This is a genomic window from Streptomyces griseoaurantiacus (genome assembly GCF_036189845.1).
Taxonomy (GTDB): Bacteria; Actinomycetota; Actinomycetes; order Streptomycetales; family Streptomycetaceae; genus Streptomyces; species Streptomyces griseoaurantiacus.
In genome coordinates this window covers 711,660-731,295 of record NZ_CP108326.1, presented here as the reverse complement: position 1 = coordinate 731,295, position 19,636 = coordinate 711,660, and the positions used below count along the sequence as shown (strand labels likewise).

Annotated in this window: 18 protein-coding genes; 9 read left to right on the top strand and 9 right to left on the bottom strand. The window is 75.1% G+C overall.

From position 1 onward, the window contains the following. The first annotated feature begins 14 nt into the window (after positions 1–14). The gene (locus OHB09_RS03350) at positions 15–758 is read left to right on the top strand and encodes a class I SAM-dependent methyltransferase (RefSeq protein ID WP_328921586.1); all 744 of its coding nucleotides are present in this window, start codon (positions 15–17) and stop codon (positions 756–758) included. 19 nt (positions 759–777) lie between these two features. Here the strand turns inward: OHB09_RS03350 and OHB09_RS03345 are convergent, their stop codons facing one another. From OHB09_RS03345 to OHB09_RS03335, 3 genes are all read right to left on the bottom strand, one after another. Next, positions 778–1,746 (bottom strand): acetylxylan esterase, encoded by a 969-nt coding sequence (locus OHB09_RS03345; protein WP_191854711.1) that lies wholly within the window; start codon positions 1,744–1,746, stop codon positions 778–780. Between the two features lie 133 nt (positions 1,747–1,879). Then, positions 1,880–2,467: an Rv1733c family protein gene (locus tag OHB09_RS03340; protein WP_093590799.1), complete on the bottom strand. Its 588-nt coding sequence runs from the start codon at positions 2,465–2,467 to the stop codon at positions 1,880–1,882. 176 nt (positions 2,468–2,643) lie between these two features. Then, a complete protein-coding gene (locus tag OHB09_RS03335) occupies positions 2,644–3,090 on the bottom strand; it encodes a MarR family winged helix-turn-helix transcriptional regulator (RefSeq protein WP_006144523.1) in 447 nt (148 codons plus the stop codon). Between the two features lie 228 nt (positions 3,091–3,318). Between OHB09_RS03335 and OHB09_RS03330 the strand changes: the two genes are divergently transcribed. The 3 genes from OHB09_RS03330 to OHB09_RS03320 all read left to right on the top strand — a co-directional run bounded on the left by OHB09_RS03330 (position 3,319) and on the right by OHB09_RS03320 (position 6,848). Then, a complete protein-coding gene (locus OHB09_RS03330) occupies positions 3,319–4,140 on the top strand; it encodes a putative protein N(5)-glutamine methyltransferase (RefSeq protein WP_407077306.1) in 822 nt (273 codons plus the stop codon). A gap of 91 nt (positions 4,141–4,231) precedes the next feature. Continuing rightward, positions 4,232–6,247, top strand: coding sequence for an NADPH-dependent 2,4-dienoyl-CoA reductase (locus tag OHB09_RS03325; RefSeq protein ID WP_006144526.1), 2,016 nt, complete (start codon positions 4,232–4,234; stop codon positions 6,245–6,247). Positions 6,248–6,287: 40 nt separating this feature from the next. Further along, positions 6,288–6,848, top strand: coding sequence for a PadR family transcriptional regulator (locus OHB09_RS03320; protein WP_191854708.1), 561 nt, complete (start codon positions 6,288–6,290; stop codon positions 6,846–6,848). Between the two features lie 30 nt (positions 6,849–6,878). Here the strand turns inward: OHB09_RS03320 and OHB09_RS03315 are convergent, their stop codons facing one another. Further along, positions 6,879–7,448 (bottom strand): hypothetical protein, encoded by a 570-nt coding sequence (locus tag OHB09_RS03315; protein ID WP_319349836.1) that lies wholly within the window; start codon positions 7,446–7,448, stop codon positions 6,879–6,881. Between the two features lie 489 nt (positions 7,449–7,937). Here OHB09_RS03315 and OHB09_RS03310 point away from each other — a divergent pair, with 489 nt between their 5' ends. Then, positions 7,938–8,825, top strand: coding sequence for a glycoside hydrolase family 75 protein (locus OHB09_RS03310; RefSeq protein WP_328921584.1), 888 nt, complete (start codon positions 7,938–7,940; stop codon positions 8,823–8,825). 67 nt (positions 8,826–8,892) lie between these two features. Here the strand turns inward: OHB09_RS03310 and OHB09_RS03305 are convergent, their stop codons facing one another. The 4 genes from OHB09_RS03305 to OHB09_RS03290 form a co-directional block, all read right to left on the bottom strand. Continuing rightward, complete coding sequence (locus OHB09_RS03305; protein WP_006144530.1) at positions 8,893–9,312, bottom strand: PTS-dependent dihydroxyacetone kinase phosphotransferase subunit DhaM; 420 nt, start codon at positions 9,310–9,312, stop codon at positions 8,893–8,895. Next, positions 9,305–9,904 carry a dihydroxyacetone kinase subunit DhaL gene (gene dhaL / locus OHB09_RS03300; RefSeq protein WP_191854706.1) on the bottom strand — a complete coding sequence of 200 codons (600 nt, stop codon included), beginning with the start codon at positions 9,902–9,904 and terminating at the stop codon, positions 9,305–9,307. The genes OHB09_RS03305 and dhaL overlap by 8 nt, the downstream gene beginning before the upstream one ends. 63 nt (positions 9,905–9,967) lie before the next feature. Continuing rightward, the gene (gene dhaK, locus OHB09_RS03295; protein WP_006144532.1) at positions 9,968–10,960 is read right to left on the bottom strand and encodes a dihydroxyacetone kinase subunit DhaK; all 993 of its coding nucleotides are present in this window, start codon (positions 10,958–10,960) and stop codon (positions 9,968–9,970) included. A gap of 206 nt (positions 10,961–11,166) precedes the next feature. Continuing rightward, a complete protein-coding gene (locus tag OHB09_RS03290; RefSeq protein WP_234526509.1) occupies positions 11,167–12,993 on the bottom strand; it encodes an ATP-binding cassette domain-containing protein in 1,827 nt (608 codons plus the stop codon). Positions 12,994–13,413: 420 nt separating this feature from the next. Between OHB09_RS03290 and OHB09_RS03285 the strand changes: the two genes are divergently transcribed. From OHB09_RS03285 to OHB09_RS03270, 4 genes are all read left to right on the top strand, one after another. Then, positions 13,414–13,779 carry a DUF6479 family protein gene (locus OHB09_RS03285; protein WP_006144536.1) on the top strand — a complete coding sequence of 122 codons (366 nt, stop codon included), beginning with the start codon at positions 13,414–13,416 and terminating at the stop codon, positions 13,777–13,779. A 163-nt stretch (positions 13,780–13,942) separates the two neighbouring features. Beyond that, complete coding sequence (locus OHB09_RS03280; RefSeq protein WP_006144537.1) at positions 13,943–14,329, top strand: hypothetical protein; 387 nt, start codon at positions 13,943–13,945, stop codon at positions 14,327–14,329. A gap of 74 nt (positions 14,330–14,403) precedes the next feature. Further along, entirely contained in the window at positions 14,404–15,252 is an 849-nt protein-coding gene (locus OHB09_RS03275) for an oxygenase MpaB family protein (RefSeq protein WP_093590805.1), read from the top strand. 49 nt (positions 15,253–15,301) lie between these two features. Next, a complete protein-coding gene (locus tag OHB09_RS03270) occupies positions 15,302–16,876 on the top strand; it encodes a phytoene desaturase family protein (RefSeq protein ID WP_328921583.1) in 1,575 nt (524 codons plus the stop codon). Between the two features lie 106 nt (positions 16,877–16,982). On the opposite strand, the gene OHB09_RS03265 is transcribed toward OHB09_RS03270, so the two are convergent. Beyond that, positions 16,983–19,403 carry a penicillin acylase family protein gene (locus OHB09_RS03265; RefSeq protein ID WP_319118654.1) on the bottom strand — a complete coding sequence of 807 codons (2,421 nt, stop codon included), beginning with the start codon at positions 19,401–19,403 and terminating at the stop codon, positions 16,983–16,985. Positions 19,404–19,636 lie beyond the last annotated feature (233 nt).

The following is a 19,636-nucleotide window of genomic DNA, read 5'->3' as shown; positions in this document are numbered from 1 at the left end:
TAGGCTGTACGGCGATGTTCTCTCCCGAGGGTCCCGGCCTCCGTGAACTGGCCGTCCAGGCGCTGTCGTCCGTCGAGCACGGATACGACCTCCTCGCGCCCAAGTTCGACCACACGCCGTTCCGCACCTCGGGCGCCGTCCTCGACGCGACGACCCGCGCGCTCACCGGACTGGGCCCTTTCGCACGCGGCCTCGACCTGTGCTGCGGTACCGGGGCGGGCATGGACGTGCTGCGCGCGGTGTGCGCGCGGAGCGTCACCGGCGTCGACCTGAGCGCCGGGATGCTAGCGGAGGGCCGGCGGCGGGAGGCGGCCCGGGAGGCCGGGGCCCCCGGGCCGAGAGCCGACTGGGTGCGCGCGGACGCCAGGGCGCTGCCCTTCGGGCCGGTCTTCGACCTGGCCGTCAGCTTCGGCGCGTTCGGGCACTTCCTGCCCCGGGAACTGCCGGCGCTGTTCGCCCAGGTCCACTCGGTGCTGCGGCCGGGCGGGCGGTTCGCCTTCCCGCTCGGCGCCCCGCCGCCCTTCTCCTCGCCCTGGTACTGGGCGCTGCTCGGCTTCGACACGGCGATGCGGGTGCGCAACGCGCTGTGGCGGCCGCCGTTCGTCATGTACTACCGGACGTTCCGCCTCGGCGACGTGCTGCGCGCCCTGCACGGCGCCGGCTTCGCGACCGAACTGCGCGCCCTGCCCGAGTTCGGGCGGCGGCCGGACGGCAGCCCGCGCGGCCGGCTGGTCCTCGCCACACGGGCCGCCCTCTGAGGGCACCCGCGCGGGGGACTCAGAGGCGGGCGGGGAGCCAGGCGAGCTGGACCGCCTGCTGGTAGGGGCCGCCGCCCTCGTGGTCGTTGAAGTCGTACACCTCCATGGACTTGTCCTCGCCGGCCCACGCGTTGAACGCGGCGAACACCGTGGACGGCGGGCAGGTCTGGTCCTCCAGGGCCGTGGAGAACAGGGCCGGGGCGGTGCCGCGGGCCGCGAAGTGCACGCCGTCGAAGTACGACAGGGTGCGCAGCGCCTGCTCGGTGCGGCCGCGGCGGGTCTTGAGGTAGCTGCCGATCTCCCGGTACGGGTCGCGGTCCGTGAGGGTCGTCGCGCGCGGGAAGTCGCACAGGAACGGCACGTCAGGGGCGACCGCGGCGAGGTCGGGCACCAGGCCGCCCACCGCGAGAGTGACGCCGCCGCCCTGGCTGATGCCGACGGCGGCGGTCCGGGCCGGGTCGGTGAGCGGGTGGGCGCGGGCCGCCTCCACGGCGCGGACCGCGTCGGTGAACAGCCGCCGGTAGTAGTAGTTCTCCGGGTCCTCGATGCCGCGGGTCATGAAGCCGGGAAAGGCGGGACCGAAGCCCACCGGGTCCGGGGTGTCACCGCCGCCGCCCCAACCGCTGCCCTGGCCGCGGGTGTCCATCACGAAGTGGGCGTAGCCGGCCGAGGCCCACAGCAGGTGGGTGTGGGGCAGGCCGCGCCCGCCCCCGTAGCCGATGAACTCCACGACGGTCGGCAGCGGGGCCTCGGCCCCCGCCGGAAGCGTCAGCCAGCCCTTGACCGGGTGGCCTCCGTAACCGGCGAAGGTGACGTCGTGCACGCGGACCGTCCTCAGGTGCGTCTCGACGGGCTCGAAGCGGGCGTCCAGATCGTGCGCGCGGGCCTCCGTGAGGGTCCGGGCCCAGAACGCGTCGAAGTCCTCGGGCGCGACGGACTCACTGCGGTAGTCGCGGAGCTCGTCGAGGGGGAGGTCGAACAGGGCCATCGAGGACCGCCTTCACAGCGCCGGTGCCGGCCCGGGCGGCCGGCTGGTGGACACACCGTACGTGTGGGTCCGGCCGGGCAGAAAGGGTGTTCCCCCAGCTCCGGGGGCGGTGGGGCCCGGGCACGGACGCCGTTCACCGGGTCCGGTTGCGCCACTCCGGCTCCGTGCGCTCCCACTCGCGCTCCCATTCGGCCATGCGGTGCCGCTCGCTCACCCGGCGCATCACGACCTTGCCCAGAAGGACCACGGTGGCGGCGCCGCCGGTGGCCCAGATGCCGGTGGTCAGCGTGTGCTGCCAGACCATCGTGTCGGTCATCGGCGCCTCCACGCCGCGATCCTGCCGGTCCAGCCACACCTGGGCCCGGTCGCCCTGGCGGGTGCCGGCCGGAACCAGGGCGCGCCCGGTGTGCGTCGCGCCCGTGTCGGGGGCGGTCCACTGGATCCGCACCCGGTACAGCGGCTGCTTCCCGCCCTCCGCGGAGGTCACGGCCGCGGGCGCGTTCTCCAGCAGCACGGCGGAGACCTGGTGCCGCTCGGCACGCTGGACGGTGGCCTGCGCCCGTGCCTGCTCGTACGCGCGCACGCTGGTCATCGCGCCGGCCAGGGGCACGCCGACGCACAGCAGGACGGCGACCACCAGGGTCGCCCACGCCTCGAAGACGTCCGAGCGGCGGCGCAGCGGATTGCGACGCCAGCGCCAACCGCGCACCCGGGTTCGCATCTCGACCTCCTCGCCGCTCCGGTTCGCCCCGGTCGGTGTCACCGCACCCGGACGACGGCGTTCGCGAACGGTCCGCACAGCCAATTCTCCGCCCTGGCGGAGGGTCGGCGCACCCGCTGGAACCGGCCGGTCCGTCCGCGCGAGGAGACGGAGAAGAGGGGAACCCGTCAGGGTCGTCAGCGCCCGTCCGGCCGCGCGGGCGGCGTCCCGCCGTTGTAGCGGACCAGGTACTCCGCGAACCGGCCGAGGTCCTCCTCGGGCCAGTCGGCAAGCCGCTCCCGGATCGCCCGGCGCCGCCGCTCGGTGACCTCGGCGAGGATCCGCGTCCCCGCCTCCGTCAGGTCCACCACCTGCACCCGGTGGTCCTCCGGGTCGAGCCGCCGCTCGATCAGCCCGGCCCGCTCCAGGGCCGTCACCTGCCGGCTCACCGTCGACTTGTCGAGCGCGTAGTGCGCGGCGAGATCCGTCGCACGGCACCCTCCGCTGTCCTCGAGATGCCCCAGCAGCGTGTACGAGACCAGGGACAGCTCCGGGTGCATCCGTCCCGCCGAGGCCCTGGCCCGGCGGGCGAAGGCCGTCATCTCGCGGTGGATCGTCTCGACGGAACGGTCGGCCGCACTCACGGCGCTCCCTTCGGTTGCGTGGCACAACCAGCGTACGGCGCGCGGCCGCTCGGGGCTCTGCTGCTAGGGTGACCGTTCCGGTGAGGACGGCCCCGCCGGAACGGGACGAGGAGGTGAGACCCATTACCGCAGTGTCAGGTCGGGTGCTCTCGTCCCCGCGCGGCCCGCTTCGCTAGCCGCCGGTCGGGGGAGCGCCTTCGGCTCGCTTCCCGAAAGGCCCCTCGGCTCATGCCTTCCCCCGTGCCCTCCGTACCCCCTCAGCCCCCCGTACCTTCCGTACCCCCCGTGCGTTCCTCCGTCGTGGCCGCGCTGCGCGCCGCCGGCTGCGTATTCGCCGAGGACGAGGCGGAGTTGATTTTCACCGCCGCCCGTGCCGCGTCCGAGATCACCGCCATGGTCGACCGGCGGGTCGCCGGCGAGCCGCTGGAGATCGTCGTCGGCCGGGCGGAGTTCCACGGCCTGCTGATCACGGTCGAGCCCGGCGTGTTCGTCCCCCGGCGCCGCACCGAGTTCCTCGTCGACCAGGCCCTCGCCCTCACTCCGGACGCGGGTCTCGTCGTCGACCTGTGCTGCGGTTCCGGCGCGGTCGGCGCGGCGCTCGCCGCCTCGCCGGCCGCGCCCCGGCTGCACGCCGCCGACATCGACCCGGTGGCCGTGCGCTGCGCCCGCCGCAACCTCGCCCCCTACGAGGGGCACGTGCACGAGGGCGATCTGTACGCGGCCCTCCCGGACGCCCTGCGCGGACGGATCGACGTCCTCACCGCCAACGTCCCGTACGTGCCCAGCGACGAGGTGCGCCTGCTGCCGGCCGAGGCCCGCGAGCACGAGCCGCCGGCCGCCCTGGACGGCGGCACGGACGGCCTCGACCTGCTGCGCCGGGTCGCCGCCGGGTCGCCCCGCTGGCTGGCCCCCGGCGGCGCCCTGCTCGTCGAGACCAGCGAGCGGCAGGCCCCGGCGGCCCTGGCCGCCTTCACCGGCGCCGGACTCGACGCCCGGCTCGCGCACGAGGAGGAGTACGGGACGACGGTGGTGATCGGCCTCCGGCGATGAGTTCTGCGCCACTCCATTATGCAACTAGTTGCACAATGGAGTGCGCCTCGTCTACAACGGATCCGTCCACACGTGTGTCCGGAGGGTCCCGATGAGCCGTTACCCGCACCTGCTGAGCCCCCTCGACCTGGGCTTCGTCACGCTGCCCAACCGTGTCCTGATGGGCTCCATGCACGTCGGCCTGGAGGAGGCGGAGGGCGGCTTCGCGCGCATGGCGGAGTTCTACGCGGCCCGGGCCCGCGGCGGCGTCGGCCTCATCGTGACCGGCGGCATCGCCCCCAACGAGGCGGGTCGCCCCTACGAGGGCGGCGCCAAGCTGACCACCGGGGCGGAGGCCGAGCAGCACCGGGTGATCACCGAGGCGGTGCACCGCGAGGGCGGACGCATCGCCCTGCAACTCCTGCACTTCGGCCGGTACGCCTACCACCAGGACCTCGTGGCCCCCAGCCCGCTCCAGGCCCCGATCAGCCCCTTCATGCCCCGCGAGCTCACCGACGCGGAGGTGGAGGAGACGATCGAGGACTACGTCCGCGCCGCCCGGCTCGCCCGCCGGGCCGGCTACGACGGCGTGGAGATCATGGGCTCCGAGGGCTACCTCGTCAACGAGTTCCTCGCGGCCCCCACCAACCGGCGCACCGACCGCTGGGGCGGCCCGTACGAGAACCGGATGCGCTTCCCCGTCGAGATCGTCCGGCGGGTGCGCGAGGCGGTCGGTGAGGACTTCATCCTCGTCTACCGGCTCTCCATGCTCGACCTCGTGCCCGGCGGTTCCTCCCCCGAGGAGGTCGTCACCCTCGCCAAGGCGGTCGAGGCCGCGGGGGCCACGCTGCTGAACACCGGCATCGGCTGGCACGAGGCGCGCATCCCCACCATCGCCACCTCCGTGCCGCGCGGCGCCTTCACCCGGGTCACCCGGCGGCTCATGGGCCAGGTGTCGGTGCCGCTCGTCACCACCAACCGCATCAACACCCCCGAACTGGCCGAGCGGGTCCTCGCCGAGGGCCACGCGGACATGGTGTCGATGGCCCGGCCCTTCCTCGCCGACCCCGACTTCGTCGCCAAGGCCGCCGCGGACGCCCCCGACACCATCAACACCTGCATCGGCTGCAACCAGGCCTGCCTCGACCACACCTTCAGCGGGAAGATCACCTCCTGCCTGGTCAACCCGCGCGCCTGCCACGAGACCGCGCTGGTGCTCGCCCCCACCCGGCGACGCAGGCGGATCGCCGTGGTCGGCGCCGGACCCGCCGGCCTCGCCTGTGCGGTCTCGGCCGCCGAACGCGGCCACGAGGTCGTGCTGTACGAGGCCGCGGGGGAGATCGGCGGCCAGCTCAACGTCGCCCGCAAGGTGCCCGGCAAGCAGGAGTTCGACGAGACCTTGCGCTACTTCCGCACCCAGCTCCGGCTGCGGGGCGTGGAGGTCCGGCTGAACACGCGCGCCGGGGCCGGGGACCTCGCGGAGTACGACGAGGTCGTCCTCGCCACCGGTGTCCTCCCGCGTGTGCCCGAACTGCCCGGCGTCGACCACCCGAGCGTCCTCGGTTACCTCGACGTCCTGCGCGAGGGCGCCCCGGTCGGCGAGCGGGTCGCGATCCTCGGTGCCGGCGGCATCGGCTTCGACGTCGCCGAGTTCCTCACCGACGGCGGCGAGGGAGCGAGCAGCGACCCGGACACCTACTTCCGCCACTGGGGCGTCGACACGGAGCACCGCACGCCCGGCGGCCTCACCGCGCCGCGGCGGCCCACGCCGCCGCGCACGGTGCACCTGCTCCAGCGCAGGACCACCAAGGTCGGCGCCGGACTGGGAAAGACCACCGGCTGGATCCACCGCACCGAACTCAGGCAGCGCGGCGTCACCATGGTCCCGGGCGTCACCTACCGGCGCATCGACGACGCCGGACTGCACCTGAGCGTCGACGGCGCCGACCGCGTCCTGGAGGTGGACACGATCGTCCTGTGCACCGGCCAGGAGCCGCGCCGGGACCTGTACGAGGCCCTCCTCGCCGCCGGACGCACGGCACACCTCATCGGCGGGGCCGACGTGGCCGCCGAACTGGACGCCAAGCGCGCCATCCGGCAGGGCACCGAGCTGGCGGCGGCCCTGTAGCCGCAGCGGTCCCCGGCCGCGCCCTTCCTAGGATGACGTCATGTCACTCCCGCACGCGATCCTGACCGCCCTGCTCGAAAGGCCCTCCTCCGGGCTGGAGCTGACCCGCCGCTTCGACATGTCGATCGGCTACTTCTGGTCGGCGACCCACCAGCAGATCTACCGCGAGCTGGGCAGGCTGGAGACCCGGGGACACATCAGGGCGCTCCCGGCCGAGCAGCCGGCCCGCGGGCAGAAGAAGGCGTACGAGGTGCTGCCCGCCGGCCGGGCCGAACTGGCCCGCTGGACCGCCGAGGCCCAGGACCCCAAGCCGCTGCGCGACACGCTGCTGCTGCGGCTGCGCGCCGCGGCCGTCGTCGGCACCGCCGGCATCGAGGACGATCTGCGCCGCCATCTCACCCTGCACGAACGGCAGTTGGCGGAGTACCGGGAGATCGAGGCGCGGGACTTCGGCCCGGACCGGGACGCCGCCCAGGACCGGCTGCGCCATCTGATCCTGCGGGCGGGCATCGACCTGGAGACCTTCTGGACGGGATGGCTCACCCACGCCCTGGAGGAGTTCGGCCGGCTGCCGGACGCGTCCCGCCCGGGGGGCGAGTAGCGCCGGTACGGGCGGGACCCGCCGGCCGGGTCAGAGGTGGCGCGGGCGGCGGGCGCGGCGGCGCAGGTACCACGCGGCGGCGCCCACCCCGGTCGTCACCAGGACCCCGCCGGCCACCAGGGTGAGGGTGCCGTAGTCGTGCACGGAGCCGCCGACCCCGCCCGCGACGCCCAGCGAGGGCGACACGGCGGGGGAGGAGGGCGCCGGGGTGGCCGGGGGTCTGCTGGTGGCCGAGGGCGAGACGAGGATCGGCTGGGTGCCCGCGGTCGAGCCGTTGGCGCACACCACGACCACCGTGAACGTCCCGCGGCCCACGTTCGACCAGGCCGCGGACTGCGTGCCGTTCGCCTGGGACAGCGCCACCTGCCGCCCCTGGGCGAAGCTCGACTGCCCCGGGGAGAGCAGCGAGGCGTTGCCGAAGCTGCCGCCCACCCGCGTGCAGGCGGTGGTGGCCACCGACACCGTGGAGCCCGCCGTGCTCACCGAGATGCCCGCCGCCGCGACGGGCGAGGCCAGAGCTAGTGGCAGAGCGGCGGCCAGTGGCAGAGCGGCGGCCAGCGCGAGAAGGCCGCCGCGAACCGGTATGGGAGATCTACGCATGGGACTGCCCTCCAGCGGCACGGCCGGCGGCACACCCTTGCGCCGCCGGGATCGGGGAACGTTCGCGCCGCCTCACGAAGCGATCGTGGGACCGCCCGCGGACGGGCCGCATCCGGTGGGCCCCCGGCCAGGTGAACCTTTCCGCCGCCCGGCGCACCCCCGGCCCCCGGCCGGACCCCGGCGGTGCGCGCGGTCGCGTGCGGAGGGCGGGGGAGTGTGCGCCGGACGCGCGGGGCTTCGTATGCTGAACGTCCACGGGGTGTGAACTACGCCGCCCGCGGCGGCAGTTCATGCCCACGGCGCGGACCGCTGTCGTCGCTGAGCCCGCGCCGGCGCGGACGGCCGGGGGCCGTCGCCGGGTGCGGCCCGGCCCCCGGCCGTGACCGGCCCCGGCCGGAGCCGCCCCGCCCGCCGCGTCGAGAGGCACCCCCGAGCGCAACGCCGCGCGGTGCGTGATCGGGGCCGCCCGCCGTGAGAGGGTCCGTAGCCGTGCGTTACACCACCTCCTTGTCGCTGGTGGCGGCCAGTGCCGCCCTCCTCGCCCCGGCCGGGCCCGATCCGGCCGGGCCGGTCACGGCCGTCCGTCCCCGGGTGCCCGCGGCACCCGTGGCCTCGGAACACGAGGCCGCCCCGGGCGGCGCCCCCGCACCGCGCGGCGGCGCGCTCCGGCGGCCGTCCGGGCCGGCCTTCCGCGAGCCCGCGCGGAGCCGGGAGAGACCCGCCCTCGGGCGTCGCGGGGAGCGGGTCGCCGCCGCCGAACTGCTCGCCGAGACACGGCACTGCACCCCCCTCTCCCACGGCCGCTACCGCAGCGACGCCGGCGGCCGCGCCGACATCCCCGTCTGCGGCCGGCACGGCGCGGTGTTCTGGAAGGCCGACATGGACATCGACTGCGACGGCCGCCCCGGGCGCCACTGCAACCGGCGGACGGACCCGCACTTCGCCCGGTCCACCGCCTTCCAGGGCGCGGACGGGCACCGTCTGGACGCCGAGAAGGTGCCCTACATCGTGGTGCCCGAGCCGAGCCGCATCTGGAACCACCGGGCGGACGGGATCCGCGGCGGTTCGGTCGCCGCGGTCATCCACGGCGACCGGCTGGAGTACGCGGTCGTCGGCGACACGGGCCCGCGCGACATCATCGGCGAGGCCTCGTACGCCGCCGCCAAGGGCCTCGGTATCCGCCCCGACCCGCGCGACGGCGGCACGGACGGCGACGTGACGTACGTCGTCTTCCCCGACTCCGCGGTGACCTCCCTCGACGACCACGAGGCGGCGGCGGAACGCGGGGAAGAACTGGCCCGCCGGTTCCTGCGGAAGGCGGGCGCGCGGAGGACACCCGCGACCGCCCCCTCGGCGATCGCGCCCCACCGGCGCTGAAGGAGCCCTGAGGAGCCCTGAGGAGAGGGCCGCGGAGCCGCCGACGCGGGCCTGCGGCCCCCGCCGGTCACTCCTTGCGGTAGGAGTACGCCTCCTTCGCCGCCGCCTCGACCGCTCCCAGGTCCGCCCCCGTCGACGCCGTCACCACCGCCGCGATGGCGCCCTCCACGAACGGCGCGTCGACCAGACGGGTGTCCTCCGGCAGTTCGTCGCCCTCCGCCAGCAGGGCCTTGACGGTGAGGACCGCGCTGCCCAGGTCCACCAGCACCGCGACGCCCGCGCCCCGGTCCACCGAGGCCGCCGCCGCGGAGATCAGCTCCGCGTGCGTGCCGAGGCCGCCGTCCGGCCCGCCGCCCGCCGCCGCGACCGGCGGCACCGTCCCGCCCCCCGACAGGCCCCTCGCCAGATCCGCCACCGAGGCGGCGACCTCCGCGCTGTGCGAGACGAGCACGACACCGACCAGACGTTCCGAGGTTCCCTCACTCACCGCGGGCCTCCTTCAACGCACCGATCAGCAGGGCGGAGGAGGTCGCGCCCGGGTCCTGGTGGCCGATGCTGCGCTCGCCCAGATAACTCGCCCTGCCCTTGCGGGCCCGCAGCGGCGTCGTGCCGACGGCGCCCTCCTCCGCGGCGGCCCCGGCCGCGTCGAAGGACTCGCCGAGCGCGTCGACGGCGGGCACCAGCGCGTCGATCATGGTCTTGTCGCCCGGCGCCGCCCCGCCGAGCTGGCGCACCGCGTCCACCCCGGTGCGCAGCGCCTGCGCGAACTCCTCCTCGGAGACCTCGGCGGCGTCACCGAGCGCCTTGCCGGTGCGGCGCAGCAGCGTGCCGTACAGCGGCCCGGACGCGCCGCCGACGGTGGAGATGAGCTGCCGTCCGGCCAGTGTCAGCACGGCCCCGGGGGTGTCCGGCGCCTCCTTGTCGAGGACGGCCGCGACGGCGCGGAACCCGCGCTGCAGATTGCTGCCGTGGTCGGCGTCGCCGATCGGCGAGTCGAGGGCCGTGAGCCGCTCGGCCTCGCGGTCGACGGACGCGGCGGTCACCGCCATCCAGCGGCGGAAGAAGTCGGCGTCGAGCACGTGATCTCCTTGCGTGGTACGGACGTTGGGTCGGCCGGGGGAGTGGCGGGCGGGGGAGCGGCCCTACCTGCCCCAGCGCAGCCCCGGAGTGCTCACCGGCGCGTCCCACAGCCGCAGCAGCTCCTCGTCGATCTGGCACAGGGTGACCGAGGCGCCGGCCATGTCGAGGGAGGTGACGTAGTTGCCCACCAGCGTGCGGGCCACGGCCACACCGCGCTCGGTGAGCACCCGCTGCACCTCCGCGTTGAAGCCGTACAGCTCCAGCAGGGGAGTCGCGCCCATGCCGTTGACCAGGACGAGGACCGGGTTGCGCGGCCGCAGGTCCTCCAGGACGGCGTCGACCGCGACGTCCGCGATCTCCCGCGAGGTCATCATGCCGCGCCGCTCGCGCCCGGGCTCGCCGTGGATGCCGATGCCCAGTTCCAGCTCGCCGGCGGGCAGGTCGAAGGTGGGGGTGCCCTTGGCGGGCGTGGTGCAGGCGGAGAGGGCCACGCCGAAGCTGCGCGCGCTGTCGTTGACCTGCCGGGCGATCGCCTCCACCCGCTCCAGGGGCTGCCCCTCCTCCGCGGCGGCGCCCGCGATCTTCTCCACGAACAGGGTCGCGCCGGTGCCCCGGCGACCCGCGGTGTACAGGCTGTCGGTCACGGCGACGTCGTCGTTGACGAGGACCTTCGCCATCGATATGCCCTCGTCCTCGGCGAGCTCGGCCGCCATGTCGAAGTTGAGGACGTCGCCGGTGTAGTTCTTGACGATGAACAGCACCCCGGCGCCGCTGTTCACGGCGGCCGCGGCCCGCACCATCTGGTCCGGGACGGGCGAGGTGAACACCTCGCCGGGGCAGGCCGCCGACAGCATGCCCGGGCCGACGAAGCCGCCGTGCAGCGGTTCGTGCCCCGAGCCGCCGCCGGACACGAGGGCCACCTTCCCCGCCACCGGGGCGTCCCGGCGCACGATCACCCGGTTCTCCACGTCGACGGCCAGTTCGGGGTGGGCGGCCGCCATGCCCCGCAGCGCGTCCGCGACCACCGTCTCCGGGACATTGATCAGCATCTTCATCGCTACCTCCGGTGAGCCGGGCGGGCGGCCCCGCCGCCCGCGTCCTGGTGACCGGCGCCCCCACCGGTCCGCCGGAAGGGTCCGGCGGGCCGGCGGGGAGGCCGGGGCTGCTCCTACCGGCAGTATCTGCCCCGGAGCGGCGAAGGTCACCTGTGACGGCGGAGGAGACGGGCGGGCCGGAGGCGAGCGGGCCTGCGGGAACCGCGTCACCGCTCCTGCGACAGCCGCAGCAGATCGGCGAACGTGCCGCCCGCGTGGACGAGCGTGTCGTACGTGCCGGACTCGGTGATGCGGCCGTGCTCCATGAGGACGATGTGGTCGGCGATGCGGGTGTTCTCCAGACGGTGGGTGACGACGATGGTGATGCGGTCGGCCGAGATCGCCTTGATCCGCTCGAAGATGCCGTGCTCGCCCCGCGGGTCCATCTGGGAGGTCGGCTCGTCCAGGATCAGCAGGGCCGGGCGCCGGTACAGCGCCCGTGAGCAGGCCAGCCGCTGCCACTGGCCGCCGGACAGCTCCGCCCCGCCGAAGATCTCCCGGGCGAGGAGGGTGTCGAGACCGGCGGGCAGCTCCTCGACGGCCTCCCGCATCCCGACCGCGTCGACGGCCTCCCACACCTCCCCGTCGTCGTGGCCGCGCGGCTGGCCCAGGGTGACGTTCTCCCGCGCCCGCAGCGGCCATTGCGCGAAGATCTGCGGGACGAGGCCGGTGTTGCTCCAGACGGAGGCCGGGTCGGTCTCGGCGAGATCGGTGCCGTTCCAGGTGACCCGCCCCTTGCTCGCGAGATAGACGCCGGTGATCAACCGGGTCAGGGTGCTCTTGCCCGAGCCGTTCACCCCCACCACGGCGAGGATCTCGCCCCGGCGCAGCGTCAGCGAGACGCCGGCGACCGCGTCCCGGTCCTTGCCCGGGTAGCGGTAGGCGACCTCCTCGAGCCGGATCTCCTCCACCGGCGTCCGCACCTCCCGCGCGCCGCGCTTGGGGGCGCGCGCGGCGGCGTCGTCGAAGAAGGCCTGCATGTCGCCGAGGTACAGGCTCGTGTGGAACACCGCCGCACCGTTCACGACGACCTGCGACAGCGCCGCCAGCGTCGTCTGCACCGCGACGACGGCCGTCGCGGCCAGCGCGGGCGCGATCCGCCCGGTCACGGCCAGCCAGGCGAGCACGCCCCAGGTGAGCGTGAGGAAGGCCCCGCCGGCCAGCGAGGACAGCAGCGCGATCCGCAGGGTGCGCGGGGCGGCCGCGAGCGTACGGCGGTCCTCCCGGTCGGACAGGGCGCGGTACCAGTACAGGAGGTAGTCGGTCATGCCGTTGGCGCGGACCTCGTCGCCGTACTTCGGGGTGGTCGCCCACCAGCGGGTCATGCCGCGCACGTTGCGGTCCGCCACGTTCGCGTAGTGGATCTCGTAGTCGACCCGGGCGGCGAGCACCGCCCCGATCCCGGCCGGCGCCACGGCGAGCAGCAGCAGCGGCAGCATCACCGGATTCAGTACGGACAGCACACCCCCGGCCGTGACCATCCTGATCAGGGCGGACAGGAAGCGCTGGGAGTCCATGACCATGAAGTGGGTGCGCGTCACGCCCATCTCGGCCGCCTCCTGGCGGTCGGAGAACCCGTCCACCGCGTACGCCGCCGCCTCGACCCGGCACACCGCCTCCACCAGCGCGGTGTCGGTCGCGGTGGTCAGCCGCGGGGTGATGCGCCGCTCGGCGTACTCGGCCAGCGCGGCCGAGAGGCGGGTGACGCCACCCGCGGCCGCGACCACGACGAGCGCCGGCAGCGCCTCGCGCAGCCGCTGTCCGACCGGGGCGTCGCCGAGCAGCGGGTGCATGGCCCGGGCCGTCGCCGCCAGCAGCACCGCGGCGGACAGACCGGTGGCCAACTGGCAGGCGAGGAGCAGCAGGACCGCCCGGCGGTCGGTCCGCCACGCCATGCCGGCGATGCGCCGCAGCACGGCGGGAAGCTGGGTGCACAGGGCCCGGAAGCTCACCTCTCCCAGCGGGTTCACGGCGTACTGCCCGGAGTAGGTCATCTCGGCGGGAGGGGGCGGCGGGACGGCGGCGGAAGAGGCGGGGCCGGCGGGGTCTGCGGGGTCGGCGGAGGACGCGGAATCGGATGCGGCGGCGGACGCGTCGGTCGAGGTCACGGGCGGTCTCCTTGCACGGTCGACGGATGAGGGCCGGAAGAAGGTGCGGGCCGGGGCCCGGAGGGCGGCGGCAAGGAGTCAACGACGGGCGCCCCGTGGTCGAAAACAACGGTTTCGGCCGGACCGCGCCCCGCTCACCGTGCGGCGCCCGCCCCTGGGGCCCCGGTGCACGGCGCCCGCCCCGTGCCCCGGCGTGGCCGAAACGCCGGGGCCGATACGGAAGTGACACACGGGTCCGCCGCACGTAGCGGGGCCGGCCGCCGCCTGCTTGGACGCGGACGCCCGGGGTACCCGGGGTCCATGAGCATGGAATGGACGGTAACCACCGCGGCCAACGACTTCGCCGTCGGCATCGGGCCGCTCGTCGCGGGCGTGGTCGTGGTCGCGCTCCTGATCGGCGCGGTCGTGATGGGCTACCGGTCGCGCCGGCGCGCGCCGGCCCCGCCCCGGCCGGAGGAGCAGCCGAAGATGCCGGAGGGCGGCCCCGTCCGGGAGGAGCAGCAGGTGCGCCGAGCGAGCGAGATGCCCCAGGACGAGGAGCACCGCCTGACCCCGCACGAGATGCCCGGCCACGGCAACGCCTCGACCAGCACGAACCCCGAGCAGAAGCGGCCCCGTTGGAACGAGGGCGGCAGTGGCGGCTTCGGCAGCGGCGGCCCCGGCGGCACCTGAGAGGGGCGGCACCCAGGACGGCGGGAGAGGGCGCCCGGCCGCGTCCGACAGGACGGGCCGGGCGCCCTCGCGTGCGCGTCCCCCCCCCCACACGCACGCCCGCGCACCCGCTCCGCCGCCCCGGCGGTGGTTTGGGGCCGGGGGCCCCGGCTACCCGCACAGGGTGACTACGACGACATCTCAGACGACGACTCAGGAGGAGCTCTTCCGGTTCCTGGAGGACCGCTTCGGGTGCGCCCAGACGTGCGCCGAGTGCGCACGCGCCTGCGCCCTGCGCGCGAGTCTCGTGGACCCGGGCGGGCCGGCGGACCAGGAGGCGGTGCGGCGCAAGGGCATCATGTGCGCCGAGGTGTGCGACGCGACCTGCCGCGTCCTGTCCGAACAGGGCAGCCAGGACGAGGCGGCGCTCCGCGTCCAGGTCGAGTGGTGCCGGGCGGTGTGCCTGGAGAGCGCCCACGTCTTCGACGCGCACCCGGGCGCGGAGGACACCGCGAAGGTCTGCCGGGAGTGCGCCCAGGCGTGCACGGACTTCATGACGACGCTGGCGTGACGGCGTGAGCCCCCGGTCCACGCCCGGGGGACCGGGCCCGGCATGACCGCACGGCCACCGGGTACGGCACCGGCGTGAGTGTCCGCGACCCCGGCCTGTTCACCCCGGCCTCCGTGACCTGGCAGGCGCACGGCGACCCCATGATGTGGGTGGCCGGCATCCGCGCCCTCTACCTCCAGGCCCTGCATCCCCGCGCCGTCCGCGCCGTCATCGAGAACTCCGACTTCCGCGAGGACGCCTGGGGGCGGCTGCGGCGCACCGCCGACTTCGTGGGCACCACGACCTACGGCACCACCGAGGCGGCCGAACGCGCGGGCGCCCGCGTCCGCCGCATCCACGACACGCTCCGTGCCACCGACCCGGACACCGGGCGGACCTACCGGATCGACGAGCCCGAACTGCTGCTCTGGGTGCACTGCGCCGAGATCGACTCCTACGTGCACGTGCTGTGCCGCTCCGGCTACCCCCTCAGCGACGCCCTCGCCGACCGCTACGTCGCCGAGCACCGCGAGAGCGCCCGGCTCGTCGGCCTCGACCCCGCCGGGGTGCCCGGCAGCCGGGCCGAACTCGCCGCCTACTTCGCCTCGGTACGCCCCTCGCTCGCCGCCGGCGCCGACGCCCGTGAGATCGACGACTTCCTGCGCCGCCCCGGCGTCCATCCCCTCCTCCTCCCGGCCCGCGCCCTGCTCTGGCCGCACGTGGCACGCCTGGCCTACGCCGCCCTGCCGCCCTGGGCCCACGCCCTCTACGGCCGCCCCGCCCCGCCGCCCGCCACCGTCACCCGGCGGCTCCGGCTGACCGGCGCCGCCTTGCGCACCGTGCCCGCCCGGGTGCGCTGGCAGCTCCCGCCGAAGCACATCCTGCGCGCCACGGCCCGCCTCGGCCCCGGCAGCCGCCCCGACCCGCGCCGCCTCGAGCCGTAGCGCGCTCACGCACCCTGGCCCCCTCCCGCCCCGCGTGTTACCAAGGACCATGCCAGCGCCCCAGGGACACACCGCCGAGCACTACGACGCCGTGATCGTGGGCGGCGGCCACAACGGACTGGTAGCCGCCGCCTACCTCGCCCGGGCCGGCCGGTCCGTGCTCCTCCTCGAACGCCTGGACCACATCGGGGGCGCCGCCGTCTCCACCCGCCCCTTCGCCGGGGTCGACGCCCGGCTCTCCCGCTACTCCTACCTCGTCAGCCTGCTGCCCCCGAAGATCGTCCAGGAGCTGGGGCTGCGCTTTCGGACGCGCCCCCGCACGATCTCCTCGTACACCCCCGTCACGCGCGCCGGCCGGCCCACCGGGCTGCTGGTCGGCGGCGGCGAGCGGCGCACCCGCGAGTCCTTCGCCCGCCTCACCGGCTCCGACCGCGAGTACGAGGCCTGGCAGCGCTTCTACGGCATGACCGGCCATGTCGCCCGCCGGGTCTTCCCCACGCTCACCGAACCGCTGCCCACACGGGCGGAACTGCGCCGCCGCATCGACGACGAGACGGCGTGGCGCGTCCTGTTCGAGGAGCCCCTCGGCACCGCCGTCGAGGAGCGCTTCGCCGACGACACCGTCCGCGGCGTCGTCCTCACCGACGCCCTCATCGGCACCTTCGCCGACGCCCACGACCCCTCGCTCGCCCAGAATCGCTGCTTCCTCTACCACGTGATCGGCGGCGGCACCGGCGCCTGGGACGTGCCCGTGGGCGGCATGGGCGCGCTCACCGACGCCCTCGCGGCCGCGGCCCGGGAGGCGGGCGCCGTCCTGCGCACCGGGCGGGAGGCCGTGCGCATCGAGACCGACGGCCGCTGTGCCGAGGTCACCCACCGGGGCGCCGAGGGCGAGGCCACCGTCAGCGCCCGGCACGTCCTGGTCAACGCCTCGCCCGAGGAACTGGCCCGGCTCACCGGCGACACCCCGCCCGCCCCCGCCGAGGGCGCCCAGCTCAAGGTGAACATGCTGCTCACCCGGCTGCCCCGGCTGCGCGACACCGCCGTCGACCCCCGCGAGGCCTTCGCCGGCACCTTCCACATCGCAGAGGGCTACGAACAGCTCGCCACCGCGCACGCCCAGGCCGCCGCCGGGACGCTGCCCACCGCGCCGCCCTCGGAGATCTACTGCCACTCCCTCACCGACCCGAGCATCCTCGGCCCCGCACTCGCCGAGCGGGGCCACCACACGCTGACCCTGTTCGGCCTGCACGCCCCGGCCCGGCTGTTCACCGCCGACCACGACGCCCGCCGCGAGGCACTGCTCGAGGCCACCCTCGCCCAGCTGGACGCCCACCTCGCCGAACCGCTGGGCGACTGCCTGGCCACCGACGCCGAAGGGCGCCCCTGCATCGAGGCGCGCACCCCGCTCGACCTCGAACGCGACCTGCGGTTGCCCGGCGGCCACATCTTCCACCGCGGGCTGTCCTGGCCCTACGCGGAGGAGGAGGGCCCCGGCCGCTGGGGTGTGGCGACCGCGCACCCGAACGTCCTGCTGTGCGGGGCCGGCGCGGTGCGCGGCGGCGGCGTGAGCGGCGTCCCCGGCCACAACGCGGCCCGCGCCGTCCTGGAGGACCTGCTCTGACCGCCGCCTCGCCGCCTCGCCGCCTCCACGCAAAGCCGCGTCGCCGACCCGCGGAAGAGGGGTGGGCCCGGCCCGCACCCGCGGACCGGACCCGCCCCTCGCCCCCTCAGCCCCTGACCCGCACCACCCTCAGCGCGGGCGAGGAGCGGATGTCCCGCTCGCAGAAGCGGAACGTCACCCACTCGCCCCGGGAGAACAAGCGGGTCTGGTCGGCGTAGTGCGCCGAGTTCGGGTTCGAGGACTGGGAGTACGTCAGCAGCGTCCGGGCGACGGGACAGCGGCCGCCGTCCCAGCCGACCGCCTGCACATGGCTCGACCCGGTGACGACCTCCGTGTAGCCGCCGGCCGGGGCGTCCCACCGGGAATCGACCTTGTTCCACACCCCGAGCGCCTCGGTGCCGCCCGGCACCGGGACGCGCTTGCCGTTGCGCACCACGAACTGGTGGGCGCCCAGCGGCTCGTCGAGGCCGATGCCGGCCCGGCCGAGTTCCCGCACCGCGTCCGCGAGGGCGGTGGCGAAGGCGGGTACGGCGGTGTTCAGCGTGCGCGGCGTGCGCAGGGGGTCGGCCGCCGAGAACGGAACCTTCCACAGCTGGTCCTGCGGTACGGAGCCGCTCAGCTTCCGCCAGAACCGGTCGAACAGCAGCGCGCCCCTGCTGCCGGTGCCGACCGTGCGGTCCCAGGCGGCGAGTACCCGGCACGCCTCGCCCACCTTCACCGCCGTCCCGTCGGAGGCGGTGGCCGTGCCGCCGGGCAGCGCGGCACAGGCCCGGGCGGTGTCGGCGGCGGCCAGGTCGGCGACCGGCACACGGTCGGCGAACTGCTGCCGCTGCAGGTCCCGCACGGTCAGCCCGCCGCGGGCCGCCAGCGCGGACACGTCCTGGACGGCACCCCGGGTGCGCGGGCTGGACGGCATGGCGACCGTGCCGAAGATCCGCTCGTAGCCGGTGAGCGGCCGGTCGGCATTGGTCAGCCACGCGCTGTCGTTGCTGTTCTCGACGTACGGGGCGTCCTCGAGCGTCGGCATCCGGGAGGGCCCGAAGGTCCCCGCCTGAACGGCGTCCTCGTCACGCCCGAGCGCGCACGCGCGCCGGGAGCCGTCGAGGACGGCGAGCCCGGCGGCGGGATAGGTGGCCGCGCCCAGCGGCGTGGAGCAGCGTGCCGCGAGGCCGTCGGTGACCCGGGGCAGCAGCTGGGACTGGGTGAACAGGGAGTGCCCCGAGGAGTCGGCGGCGACGGTGTTGACCCACGGCAGCCCCTGGTGCCGCTCCAGGGAGCGCCGGACGTCCGCGGTGCTCCTCGCCTTCGCGAACCCGAGGGAGGTGTCGGCGAAGCGGAGGTTGGCCGCGTTGGGATCGTTCAGCGCGTACGCCGTCGTGGCCGTCCAGGGCAAGGGGATCTGCGGGCCCAGGGAGGTGAGGACGGGGCCGTAGCGCGTCCACCACTGGGTGCGGGTGACGGGCGGGCCGTCCTTGACGGCGACGGTCACGGTCCGCTTCGTCATCCGCTCGCGCCGGCCGTCCACGAGGTAGACCGTGGGATCGGAGGGATCGAGGTCGAGCCGGTACACGTTCTCCGGGACCCCGGTGGCCACGGTGTGGCTCCAGGCGACGCGGGAGTTGAAGCCGATCGAGGTGATGGGCAGGCCGAGCAGCGAGCCGCCCGCCACGTCGAGTTCGCCCGGCACGGTGAGCTGCGCCTGCCAGAAGCGGCGGCCCCCCTGCCACGGGTAGTGCGGGTTGCCGAGCAGCAGACCCCGGCCGTTCGCCGTGGTGGCCCCGCTGAAGGCGACCGCGTTGGACCCCATGTCCGCCCGGTCCTGGGCGAACAGCTCCCGTGCGGCACGGGCGGCCGCGCGCGGATCGGGCGCCGCCTCGGAACTCCGGTCCGCCGTACCGCCGGTGGGCGGCGTCGCGGTCGTCAGCGCGTCGACCGCGCGGCCCTCGCCGGCCAGCACCGCCACCGCGTAGCCGCGCACGGCCACGTCGAGGGAGGTGACCGGCTTCACCCAGCGCGCGCCCCGGCACGCGGGGTCGGTGATCTCGTGCCGCGCCAGCCAGGTGTTGTACCCGGCGGCCCAGCCGCGCATCAGGTCCCGCACCTGCGTGCTCGGGCCCAGCGGCGCGCGCTCGGCGAGCAGTTTCTCCACCGTGTGCGCTTCGCGCACCCCGCGGAAGTAGAGGTCGCTGGTGAGATTGGTCGAGGCCGAGGACAGCGAGCCGTCGGGCTTCGCGTCCGCGCCGAAGTGGCGGGCGCGCTCCCCGCGCAGCGTCACGAAGCCGTCGGCGAGCGTGCAGACCTGGTCGGCGGCCTGGGCGTAGCCCTCGCCGAAGCCGAGGCTCGCGTAGTCCTTGGCGAGGATGTGCGGGATGCCGTACTCGGTGTAGCGGATCTCGGCCGACAGCCGGCCGGCGGAAGGACGCTCCCGCTGGTGTGCGGCCCCCGTGCCGGCGGTCGCGGGCAGTGATCCCGCGGCGGCGAACAGGACGGCGGCCACGACGGCCACCGCTCTGTGACGAATACGCATGGTGCCCCCCAACTACAGTGGCGGAAGGGAGCGTTGAGCGTAACAAGGGTGGTGCCGGACGAAGCGTCCTCGCCGGGAACCGGTCTTCGGTCGCTCGTCTTCCCGCCACGTCCCGCCACGTCCGCCCCCTCCTGCCGGAACCCGCCGCACGCCCCCGCCGGGCCGGACGCTTGACCCCGTCACCGCCGCACATGAGGATCACGGGCAGAGCGGACCGGGTGGAGGGACAGGGC

Coding starts and splice junctions, on each gene's coding strand:
- OHB09_RS03340 (WP_093590799.1), bottom strand. CDS start 2,467: ATGCGAACCCGGGTGCGCGGTTGGCGCTGGCGTCGCAATCCGCTGCGC.
- OHB09_RS03325 (WP_006144526.1), top strand. CDS start 4,232: ATGAGCCGTTACCCGCACCTGCTGAGCCCCCTCGACCTGGGCTTCGTC.
- OHB09_RS03315 (WP_319349836.1), bottom strand. CDS start 7,448: ATGCGTAGATCTCCCATACCGGTTCGCGGCGGCCTTCTCGCGCTGGCC.
- OHB09_RS03330 (WP_407077306.1), top strand. CDS start 3,319: ATGCCTTCCCCCGTGCCCTCCGTACCCCCTCAGCCCCCCGTACCTTCC.
- OHB09_RS03320 (WP_191854708.1), top strand. CDS start 6,288: ATGTCACTCCCGCACGCGATCCTGACCGCCCTGCTCGAAAGGCCCTCC.
- OHB09_RS03350 (WP_328921586.1), top strand. CDS start 15: ATGTTCTCTCCCGAGGGTCCCGGCCTCCGTGAACTGGCCGTCCAGGCG.
- OHB09_RS03345 (WP_191854711.1), bottom strand. CDS start 1,746: ATGGCCCTGTTCGACCTCCCCCTCGACGAGCTCCGCGACTACCGCAGT.
- OHB09_RS03270 (WP_328921583.1), top strand. CDS start 15,302: ATGCCAGCGCCCCAGGGACACACCGCCGAGCACTACGACGCCGTGATC.
- OHB09_RS03265 (WP_319118654.1), bottom strand. CDS start 19,403: ATGCGTATTCGTCACAGAGCGGTGGCCGTCGTGGCCGCCGTCCTGTTC.
- OHB09_RS03290 (WP_234526509.1), bottom strand. CDS start 12,993: ATGACCTACTCCGGGCAGTACGCCGTGAACCCGCTGGGAGAGGTGAGC.
- OHB09_RS03285 (WP_006144536.1), top strand. CDS start 13,414: ATGGAATGGACGGTAACCACCGCGGCCAACGACTTCGCCGTCGGCATC.
- dhaK (WP_006144532.1), bottom strand. CDS start 10,960: ATGAAGATGCTGATCAATGTCCCGGAGACGGTGGTCGCGGACGCGCTG.